This window comes from Priestia sp. P5_B4, from assembly GCF_056400385.1.
Genome location: NZ_JBFULJ010000088.1, coordinates 1 through 10,561, shown reverse-complemented (window position 1 = coordinate 10,561; position 10,561 = coordinate 1). Strand labels below are relative to the sequence as shown.

At 38.5% G+C, this 10,561-nt stretch carries 10 protein-coding genes; 1 reads left to right on the top strand and 9 read right to left on the bottom strand.

The genetic code is table 11. From position 1 onward, the window contains the following. The 8 genes from AC1DRF_RS10570 to AC1DRF_RS10535 form a co-directional block, all read right to left on the bottom strand. Window positions 1–1,197: TolB family protein (locus AC1DRF_RS10570; protein ID WP_477740713.1), on the bottom strand; the 1,197-nt coding region annotated here is incomplete at its 3' end. A 101-nt stretch (window positions 1,198–1,298) separates the two neighbouring features. Beyond that, window positions 1,299–2,117 carry a membrane protein insertase YidC gene (gene yidC / locus AC1DRF_RS10565; RefSeq protein WP_043976640.1) on the bottom strand — a complete coding sequence of 273 codons (819 nt, stop codon included), beginning with the start codon at window positions 2,115–2,117 and terminating at the stop codon, window positions 1,299–1,301. 505 nt (window positions 2,118–2,622) lie between these two features. Then, window positions 2,623–4,002, bottom strand: a complete 1,380-nt coding sequence (locus tag AC1DRF_RS10560; protein ID WP_116514644.1) for a sucrose-specific PTS transporter subunit IIBC — start codon at window positions 4,000–4,002, stop codon at window positions 2,623–2,625. Window positions 4,003–4,180: 178 nt separating this feature from the next. After that, complete coding sequence (locus AC1DRF_RS10555) at window positions 4,181–5,008, bottom strand: PRD domain-containing protein (RefSeq protein WP_028410911.1); 828 nt, start codon at window positions 5,006–5,008, stop codon at window positions 4,181–4,183. Between the two features lie 37 nt (window positions 5,009–5,045). Continuing rightward, on the bottom strand, window positions 5,046–5,543 hold the full coding sequence (locus tag AC1DRF_RS10550; RefSeq protein ID WP_013084668.1) for a PTS sugar transporter subunit IIA: 498 nt from the start codon (window positions 5,541–5,543) through the stop codon (window positions 5,046–5,048). Window positions 5,544–5,798: 255 nt separating this feature from the next. Beyond that, a complete protein-coding gene (locus AC1DRF_RS10545; RefSeq protein ID WP_097824452.1) occupies window positions 5,799–6,425 on the bottom strand; it encodes an FMN-dependent NADH-azoreductase in 627 nt (208 codons plus the stop codon). 140 nt (window positions 6,426–6,565) lie between these two features. Beyond that, entirely contained in the window at window positions 6,566–6,946 is a 381-nt protein-coding gene (locus tag AC1DRF_RS10540) for a transporter (protein ID WP_439866271.1), read from the bottom strand. A gap of 160 nt (window positions 6,947–7,106) precedes the next feature. After that, on the bottom strand, window positions 7,107–7,652 hold the full coding sequence (locus tag AC1DRF_RS10535; protein WP_477740712.1) for a hypothetical protein: 546 nt from the start codon (window positions 7,650–7,652) through the stop codon (window positions 7,107–7,109). A 686-nt stretch (window positions 7,653–8,338) separates the two neighbouring features. Between AC1DRF_RS10535 and AC1DRF_RS10530 the strand changes: the two genes are divergently transcribed. After that, window positions 8,339–9,505, top strand: coding sequence for an FtsW/RodA/SpoVE family cell cycle protein (locus tag AC1DRF_RS10530; RefSeq protein ID WP_477740711.1), 1,167 nt, complete (start codon window positions 8,339–8,341; stop codon window positions 9,503–9,505). Window positions 9,506–9,748: 243 nt separating this feature from the next. On the opposite strand, the gene AC1DRF_RS10525 is transcribed toward AC1DRF_RS10530, so the two are convergent. Further along, on the bottom strand, window positions 9,749–10,561 hold an 813-nt coding region (locus AC1DRF_RS10525; protein WP_477740710.1), incomplete at its 5' end, for a SulP family inorganic anion transporter.

Below are 10,561 nucleotides of genomic sequence, written 5' to 3'. Positions count from 1 at the left end.
GTACACGCTAAATACTTCATTCCACCTATACAGCTCATAATAATTTCCCGGCAGGTCTAAGCCTGAAATAAGCACCTTATCATTTTTCGTATCTTTTAGGCGTGTTAAAAGATTTGCTTGTTTTCGATTTGTACGAATCCACATCGTTTGATTCGCTGCTTTATGATAAACAGGCGCATAATCTCCTAAGCCTTTTTGTGGAAATGTGAACTGACTTTGCTTATTGGTCTTTACGTCCATGCTATACAAAAAAGGCAGTGGCCTCTTTTTTTCATCATTCGACCACCCTGCTTCGGGCACACGTGAAATGATGATGTTATCTTTTTCTGTCCAAGTAAAATCCCAATCTGCGAAGCCTTTTGGAGTAAACACATGTTCTTTAAAAACCGGCATCTCTTTTAAAGTGAACTTTTTATTTTCAGTGGCAAACCTTCCTTCTCCATTAATAAATGCCAGTACTTGCTCTTCATTACTCCACTTAAACCAATTAGGTACATTAAGCATATCTCCCACTACTTGAAAAGCTTTCCCTTCTTTTGTAATGATGCACAGCTTATTTGCATCTGCAGACATCGAAGCCGTTGGAATAGCGATAAAACTAATCCATTGACCGTTAGGAGACCATTTGAAGCTGCTTGTTGTATACGCAAAAAACGAATCATTTTCTGCCGGGAGCGTCGTAAAAGCCTCCACTTTTTTTACATCTAACCCTGCATATTTGCTCACTGTATATAGCTTTACCGGCCCCCATCCCGTCGGCGCCAGCGCAGCAGCTGACGTAATTAAAAATCGATCTCCTTCTGGAAACCATGAAAACTGATCAACCCCTACGGCTACACGCTTCTTTTCATGCGTTTTAACGTTGTAATATACTAAGATTCCATTCGAAATGTACGCAAGTTCCTCAGCAACCGGTGACCATTGATAATGAGTCACATCATGTTCAACAAGTAGCGGTTTTCCTTTTAACGGTGCAATCATTAAAGAATCATTTTCTGCATAAGCAACCATATCTCCATGTGATGACCATTGAGGCATAGAGGCATGACGGGCATAGGATAACTGCCTTTCGGTACCGTTATCATATACCCATAGGTTTCCTTGCCGTATAAAACTGACTTTCACCGTATTGGCAGCATTTATTTGCATAGGGAACAACATAAGAAAAAGCAGACATAACGCTATTTTTTTCACCATGTTCACTCCTGTCTTTTTTTATAGCGTTACACAAATCTCCTCATCTCATCACATTTTTGAAAAAATAAAAAAGCGCAGCGAATAGCTGCGCTTTTTGTATATTATGATTTTGACTTAGATTTTGGTGATGGTTTTGTTTTAGCTTGTGCTGTATTATTACCCGCATCTTTTTCTTTTAATAAGCTCATACGTTTTTTCAAGTAGTAACCTTGTCCAATTCCGAATAAGTTACCAATTACCCAATATAATGCAAGAGCAGATGGGAGTGAAATTCCCGCTACTAAGATGAAAATTGGCATAATGTTCATCATCATTTTCATTGGAGGTTGAATTTCATCCGTCATACTTACACGAATTTGTAAGAATGTCGTAATCGCTGCAACTACCGGTAAAATGAAGTAAGGATCTGGCTTTCCTAAACTTACCCATAAGAATGAATGCTGTGCAATTTCATGCGTTCGTGCAATGGCATTATAAAATGCGATAATAATAGGCATTTGAATAAAGATTGGCAAACATCCGCCAACCGGATTAATTTTATGCGTTTGGTAAAGCTGCATCATTTCTTTTTGCTGCTTTTGCTGTGTTTCAGGATCTTTTTTACCAGCATATTTCTTTTGAATCTTTTCCATCTCTGGACGAAGTGCTTGCATAGCCATCGTGCTCTTTTGCTGTTTTAAAATAAGCGGCAATAGAACTAAACGAATGATAAACGTCGCAATAATAATAGACAGACCATAGCTTCCGCCTGCCCACTCAGCAATTTTCGTTAATGCCATAGATAAAGGGTAAACAAAATAATGATCCCAGAATCCGCCGCTTGTAGCCGTGACCGGTGTTTTTGTACTGCTACAGCCGGCTAGAGCTAAAAGAAGCGCTCCCATTAAACCAAGCAATAATAATTTTTTATTTCTTTTCATATTCTTTCCTCCTAATAATGACTAAATGTATGAAGTGTTTTTCAGAAGGAAAGGATCTTCTTCATCATTATTCTTCTCTTTAACTGGTGTTTTTCTATACACATGTATAAATACATTTCGTCTTTTCCATATTGTTAATACTGAAGGATCAATCCCTGCATTCACATGGTCGGTGACAGGTTCCGCATGAAAAGCCGTAAACCTAGCTTCACGAAGCATATAATAACAAAGGATGTATAAAACGAAAGCAGATAAATACGGCGCATATAGAAAAAGATCGTGATAAAATTCCATGTGCCAGCTCTCTTTCTGACTATAATAGTACAATCCAATATATGTAGTGTAGCATTTACGTTCCTGTTACACAACATCAACTTATCACTTTGACTGTTCTACGTATTACTTTTTAAAAAGTTTCATATTTACGACACAAAATTTGCTCACCATAAAATATGATGAGCAAATCTAATACCATTATTTATTCTCGTATGCTTACCGCTGCTTCTCAGTCTTCTTTTAGTTTCATGAACCACGTAACGCCGAATGCTACACCTACAGAAATAATCATGCCGATTATATAGTGAATTAAATTGCTCATACCAAGCGGCGCAGCAATGGCCATCATTGGAATACCTGTGAGTCCGTAGGCATTGGCTACTACGTGCATAAGTACAACATAGCCTCCTCCGGCTGCTCCGCCTATAGCCGCAGCAATAAACGGCTTGCGAAGTCTTAAGTTGACGCCGAAAATAATCGGTTCTGTAATTCCTAAGAAGGAAGAAATAGCCGCTGGAATCGCAATTTTTTTCGTTTTGGCATTTTTCGTCTTAAAGTAAACAGCCAGCCCTGCTCCTCCTTGCGCCACATTCGCGCAGGCCCAAATAGGAAGTAAGAAGTTAACGCCAATCTTCGGATTAGCAAGCAGTCCTGCTTCAATAGCATGAAAACTATGCTGCAAACCTGTTAATACAATAGTTGAGTACAAGCCACCAAACAAAATTCCTGCAAACACTCCGGCTACATCGTATAGAGACTGAAGGCTGATCGAAATTAAATCTCCAATATAGCGACCGAAAGGGCCAATAAACACAAGTGACACAAAGCCTGTGATAATAACCGTTAAAAAAGGCGTAACAAGTAAATCAACCGAATTCGGCACAATTTTCCGGAGTCCCTTTTCAATTTTACTCATGACGTAGATAGCCAATAAAATCGGAACGACCGTACCTTGATAGCCGATCAGCGGAATACTTAAGCCAAACAAATCCATATATTCCGGCTTAGCATCTGCTAATGTCCACGGATTTAATAACATCGGATGCGTTAAGATCCCTCCGATAACCGCTCCTAGATAAGGATTTGAACCGAATTCTTTTGCAGCTGAAAACCCGATTAAAATCGGTAAAATGATAAATGCTGCGCCTGAGAACATATCCAATAACACAAATAACGCGCTATCTTCTGAGACCCAGTGGAACGCTTTCATCATCCCGAGCAGCCCCATTAGTAAACCACTGGCTACAATGGCTGGAATAATCGGAACAAAAATATTGGAAAGCATGCGGGCAAAACGGGCAAATGGGTTCATTTTCTTTTTCATTTCTTCTTGATGATCCGCTGGGGCAGCAGCCTCGTCAGCACCTAATTCTTTCACAAAAGCAGCGTGGATTTTATTAACGAGACCGGTTCCAAAAATGATTTGAAACTGTCCTGAATTTGAAAAAGCCCCTTTTACATCTTCTATTTCATCTAAACCTTTTTGATCGATTTTGCTTTCATCTCGAATAACGAGGCGCAAACGCGTAGCACAGTGCTGCGCACTAGCAATATTTTCTTTTCCTCCTAAAAGCGGAACAAGCTTTTTAGCAATTTCTTTTACGTCCATCTTACTTCCTCCTTGTTGTATGTCATAAAAAAAGCAAGACCTAAAATACGCTTATAAAAGACATACTTGTCCTTCATGCGCATTCTAGGTCTTGCCTGCTTTACCAGTCACAATCCCGATTATTCAATTAATACGCTTTCATTGTACTCAAAGCAACAATATTCGTCAATGTTTTTTTCTATATTCTTTGCTCTATTCGGCAAATGTGAAGCGTGATATATCCTAGCTCCGCTTCTGGAAAATTAATTTCGTACTCATCTTTGACAAATTGCTTGATCGTTTCAGCACACTGATACGATTTTTTATATTTGACTTTTAATACGTCAAGCATCTCTTCATCCATCTCATGAAAAGGTTCATTTTGCGCTAAACGGTTTAACGCAAAGCGCAAGTGAGTCAGCAGCCGCTGATAGGACATGCTGTTTTCATCAATCTCCATATTCAGCTCTTTTTTTATAATCGTAACCATTTCATTAATAATCGTTGTATTCATCATGAGCTGCTGCATGCCCGGTGAATTCAGTTTCGCCGTATGAATATGAAGCGCAATATATCCCGCTTCGTCAATCGGCATCGTGATATCTAGTCTCTTTTTGATATGCTGAAGAGCCCATACTCCTATTGCATACTCAGGCTGATAGAGAGATTTAATTTCATTAAGCAATTTATTTTGTATGGAAATTCCGCGGGCTATCCTTTCGACAGCAAAGGATAAATGATCGCTCAAAGCAATATGCACATGATGACTTAATGTAGCAGAAAGCTGCTGCTCAGCATAAGAAATGATTTCTTCCGCCACTTGAATATGCTCTTCAGGAAGGTTTTTTAATAGTTCTTGAAACTTCTCCTGCTCTTCTTTCATGACAAAGACTTTCTCCACTTTTGCAGCATTAATAAGATCATTTTTACCTTTTTGAAAAGCAATACCGGGACCCATCGCAATTTTTTCAACTCCGCCTTCTTTAAAGACAACGGCGTTGTTATTTAACACTTTTAAAATCTTCAAATGCGCTCTCCTTTCTTAAAGGAAAAGGCTTTGCTAATTACTTCATCGTTACTTTTGCACAAGCCGTTTCGCCTTTTTGAACCGTCCCTTGAGCCAAAATTTCGAAACTTTCACTTGCATCACTGTTTGTAATAACGATTGGTGTGATAATGCTTTTCGCTTTTTCTTGAATAAGCGCTAAATCAAATGTGATAAGAGGTGTTCCTACACTTACTTTGTCACCTTGTGCCACGTGAGCTTCGAATCCTTCGCCTTCCATTGCCACTGTTTCAAGGCCGATATGTATTAATACTTCCGTACCGGCTTCTGTTTTTAAGCCTACCGCGTGTTTTGTATGGAACAGCTGAACGACTTCCCCAGCAACAGGTGAAACAACTTGTCCTTCTGAAGGTTCAATTGCAAAACCGTCTCCCATCATCTTCTGTGCGAACACTGGATCTGGCACTTCGCTGATTGGCAGGATATTACCTGAAAGCGGAGCTAGAACGGTTGTTTCTTTTGATTTTGTCTTATTACCAAATAATTTTTTAAACATCTCAATCACCCTTTTTTAGATTGTACTTGTAGCATACCCCAATGATTCTGCAGAAAAACTTCCCCTATCCCGATGTTACGTTAACATGGTCATTATTTAACCATGCTTTTTTTGTCTTGTAAATAAAAATGTATAAGCGTTTTTATAAGAAGTGCGTTCTCTATGCTGCATTTTATGTAACCCTTTGCATATTTTCCGAAGGAGGGGTATTAAATTTTAAACCTAAAAAAAAGCCCTTTTAAAGGGCTTTTGACATTAGAACGTTGATGCAACTTCTTTTGCTCTTTCAGATGCTTTTGCTAGAATATTGTCTGCTTCTGCTGGTGTGTAAGCCATGCCTTCTGCAACAACCAATTGGAAATCTTGAACCCCAATGAAGCCCATCACTGTACGTAAATAGCTTTGAGTAAATTCTAGCTCTGCCGCAGGGCCTTCTGAATAAACGCCTCCGCGAGCTTCTAGTAATACTACTTTTTTATCTGAAGCTAATCCTACTGGACCATTTTCAGTATATTTAAACGTTTTTCCTGCAATTAAAATGTTATCAATATATGCTTTCATTAGTGGAGGGAAGCTTAAGTTCCACATTGGAGCTGAGAAAATAACTTTGTCAGCTTGTAAAAACTGCTCTACTAATTCACCCATACGCGTTACTTTTTCTAATTCAACAGCTGATAATTCTTCACCAGCTCCAGCTTTTCCCCATGCCGCTAAAACATCTCCATCAATGAATGGAACTGTTTCTTTATACAAATCAAGCGTTGTCACTGTATCAGTCGGGTTTGCTGTTTTATACTCATCCAAGAAAACCTGTGCTAAACGAGTTGAAAATGATGCTTCATCAATCTGCGGATTTACTTTTACATATAATACATTTGCCATAAATGTCATCTCCTAAAAAGTGTCTATTATCATTAGTTCAAGATATTACTAAACAAATTATCTTTAATTCGAGATTTATTATATAACGCCATTTTTTTTGCGTCAACCTTTTCGCACAAAAAAACTCCGCAAGCGGAGTTTTATACACATTGAAATTCTCGAATTTGATTTACATCTACCCCAGCATACACCCAGAAAGATCCTGTCCAGCGATATCCTGCAACTGAGCGTCTGCCTACAAAGGTTGGGTAAAACCAGTAAGGTCGACCATTTCTCGGCCATATATAGGTGTATCGGTATAAGCACCCTGAAATAGCGCCTGGATCAACAGCATAAAGTGATGGACCTCCTGAACCTAGCTTTGGTGCAGGTGTAAAAGCTGGCGGCGGACTTGAAGGCGGCTGCGCTCCTCCCTGCGGCGGAAACCCTTGGCCTCCTCCAGGTGGAAACGATGGAAACCCTTGACCTCCTCCAGGTGGAAACAAATTTTGAAAACGTGGATCGTATTGATATGGATACATACGCACTCCCCCTTTATAATGCTTGCTACGTTACAATATGCATCATAATGAAGATAGGTGAATGTCTACTTTTACCTTCTATAAACTAATTGAACGATGTTAAACTTGGTAAACTTAAAGGGGAGTCTTATCAGAGGAAATAATAAATCCAACACGGAAACTACTTGCGTGTTGGATCTGCTTGCGGAAAATATTTTTCAATAAAATTATACAGCCAAAATACGGTAATCAAAATAGGAGCTATCAGAAAAGGATGTTGAATCCATATTTTTACCAGTACCTTTTCAAATGACGGAATCGATTTTAACACTTGAAATAACGAGCTTCCGCCAAAAATAACGCTCGTTCCTATCAATAAAAAAGATAGCCAGTTAAATTGATCCATCCACATGCTCATAGAGATATAAAAACTAACACCGGTTCCTATCCCCCCCATTATTCCACTTAAAATACTTTTCACCGAAAAAGGAATCCCTACAAACCATCCGGCTCCTAGTCCTGCACACCCTGCTAAAATGCTAGAAAAAAGCAGCGGCTGCTCAAGCCAGAGACATGCATTCACTCCAACCACTAAGGTGACATGTATTCCTACGTGAAGGGAAATTCTTTTGCCAACAGGCTCTGAAACATAATGATAGTAGCGCCCGCTATAAAAAATTGTCCACCATAATAATAAAAATGCTGTCACACTTGCCCCTATAATCATAAACACACCTCTCTACGTTATGATTCTATTAATCTCTATCTATTATTTTCCTCATATCCTATGTGTCTGATTCGGTAATCTATCCATATACCTTCCATACGTTCGTTCATCAGCAAGAAAGTCGAATATAACTATATTCTTGTCTCAACTGTTTACTTGTGGGAGTGCTAAGAAGTTGAATGTCTGCATGTAGAAAAAGATAGTGTAGAACACTTTCTCTTATCTTTACTATTATTCATATGTATAGCTTGCTAGATTTAGTCCTCGCAGTTTAGAATTTTTCAGTCGTTCATATGAAACTATTTGCCCTTTCTTTCGTTATATATACACGTTTCTTTATCTTTTCACGTGCAAAAAAAGATAAATTCCTATAATATGTTTTCATATTAACCTTTAAGGAGATAAAGAAGATGAATTGAATAAATCCCTATAAATAGAGTTTTTAGAAAAAAGAAATTGTTATCATTTCTCCTATTTATGTTATAGAATAATTCATGTATAATAAAAGGCTGTATGGTAACGCAGCTTGCGACATATCTTTTCTTACTTTTAGCAAGTCTATATTCAAAGCAAAAACTGCAAAGTGGGGTTAGTGCGACTCTTCATTAATCGACTTTGCATTAAAAACCAGCATTTTTCTTTTATCATAAAGAAAGAATGAGATTTAATAGTGACAGGTGAATAATATGGGTGAAAATCAAAGAAATGTTAGTAGATTTGACTGGAACTTGGCTTTCCTAATCTTCCTATTGTTTTGCGTAAGCGTTGTGGCAATCCATAGTGCTGAAAAAATCGGGCAGTATGATAAGAACTTCGTAGCGCAACAAGTTGTTTTTTATATAATCGGAATGGTGATTATAGGGTTTGTCATGCGTTTTGACTCCGATCAGCTTCAAAAGCTAACGTGGGTTTTTTATGGATTTGGGAACTTTTTATTGCTTCTTTTACTAGTGGCTCCGTCAAGCATTGCCAGAGAAATTAACGGGGCAAAAAGTTGGTTCACACTTCCCGGCTTTTCGTTACAGCCATCAGAGTTTATGAAAGTGTTTTTGATTATCACACTGAGTACGGTCATTGTGAAACACAATGAAAAATATCGTATTCGGACAGTAAGAGAAGACTTTTTACTGCTTGGTAAACTGGGTACTGTACTTGCTTTACCTTTATTATTAATCATGCAGCAGCCTGACTTAGGTACCGCCCTTGTGTTCTTAGCAATCACGGTTGGACTTGTATTTGTTTCAGGTGTAAGCTGGAAAATCATCGCGCCTGCATTTTTAGGTATTACAGCGGTTGGTTMTGTCATTTTGGGACTTGTTGTTTATGCACCTAACCTATTAGAAAAGTATCTAGGGGTTAAGCAATACCAATTTGGACGTATCTATTCTTGGCTTGATCCTGAGTCATATAGTTCGGGAGAGGGCTATCATTTAAAGAAATCGTTAGATGCAATTGGATCAGGAATGGTAAACGGTAAAGGAATCGGAAATGGAGTTGTCTATTTGCCAGAGGGACAGACCGACTTTATTTTTGCGGTTATTGGAGAAGAGTTTGGCTTTATCGGCGCCAGCATTGTTATTAGTCTTTTCTTCGTACTCGTTTATTACTTGATCAAGCTAGGCCTTGAAACAAAAAATGAATTCAATTCTTACTTATGTGTAGGCGTTATTTCAATGCTTACGTTCCACGTATTTCAAAATATCGGTATGACCATTCAAGTCTTGCCTATTACCGGAATTCCACTTCCTTTTATTTCATATGGAGGTAGTTCACTGATGGGGAACATGTTTGCAATGGGTCTGATGTTTGGAATCTCATGGCATCACAAACGCTATATGTTTGGAAATGATTAAAGAGAGACGATGGTCTCTCTTTTTTCTTTTATCTCCCTATTAAGCATGCTACAATAAAGAAAACGCTTCCAAATCCTGTTTTAAAAGGAGTAGATATGCATGCTTGATTACCAATATCGGCGCAAAGCCTATGCTATTTTGTTAAAACAGACATCCGTACCTCCATCTACAACTTCTTTTTCCACCTGGCTCATACAGCTACTAAAACGAAACAAGTAATAAAGGTGTGCTACTGCACACCTTTTATTTGTTCGACAGCGACGTTATGCCAATTTGCCTTACGATTTTTTTACTATCTTCATTTAGTCCTTTTACAATAACCTTTTTATTCAATCGCTCGTACTTATCGATAATTTTTGAGATGCCGATCACGGCCGATTGATCCCATATATGAGAAGAACTAAAATCAATAATGATGGTATCCGGGTCTGTTTCATACTGAAATTCATCCATGAAGAAGCTGATCGTGGCAAAAAATAATTGCCCTGAAACCCTGTATTGCTTCATATTGCCTTCTGTTTGTGAAGTTGTTTTGATTTTAGCCATCTTCCAGCCAAATACAATGGTGCTTAAAACAATACCTACCATTACTCCTAATGCTAAGTTATGTGTAAACAATACGATAACCACCGTAACAACCATTACAATAGCATCCGATAGCGGATATTTCGTTAAGTCTTTAAGGGACTGCCAATCAAATGTACCAGCAGCTACCATAAACATAACGCCTACAAGAGCAGCCATTGGAATTTGTTTAACAACATCGCCAAGCACCATAATTAAGAACAATAAAAAGACTCCGGCGACTAAGGTAGATAACCTTCCACGTCCCCCTGATTTTACATTAATCATAGATTGTCCAATCATGGCACAGCCAGCCATTCCTCCGAAGAAACCTGTTACAATATTAGCCATGCCTTGACCGCGCGCTTCCTTATTTTTATTCGAAGGCGTATCTGTAATTTCGTCCAGTACCGTTGCCGTTAGCATAGATTCAAGTAGGCCTACAATCGCTAAAGGAAGCGAATAAGGTAAAATGATAAGCAGTGTCTCCAC

Bases quoted from the DNA above. Each gene is read 5' to 3' on its own strand.
- AC1DRF_RS10540 (WP_439866271.1), bottom strand. From the start codon at position 6,946: ATGTATCCATATCAATACGATCCACGTTTTCAAAATTTGTTTCCACCT.
- yidC (WP_043976640.1), bottom strand. From the start codon at position 2,117: ATGAAAAGAAATAAAAAATTATTATTGCTTGGTTTAATGGGAGCGCTT.
- AC1DRF_RS10545 (WP_097824452.1), bottom strand. From the start codon at position 6,425: ATGGCAAATGTATTATATGTAAAAGTAAATCCGCAGATTGATGAAGCA.
- AC1DRF_RS10550 (WP_013084668.1), bottom strand. From the start codon at position 5,543: ATGTTTAAAAAATTATTTGGTAATAAGACAAAATCAAAAGAAACAACC.
- AC1DRF_RS10560 (WP_116514644.1), bottom strand. From the start codon at position 4,002: ATGGACGTAAAAGAAATTGCTAAAAAGCTTGTTCCGCTTTTAGGAGGA.
- AC1DRF_RS10535 (WP_477740712.1), bottom strand. From the start codon at position 7,652: ATGATTATAGGGGCAAGTGTGACAGCATTTTTATTATTATGGTGGACA.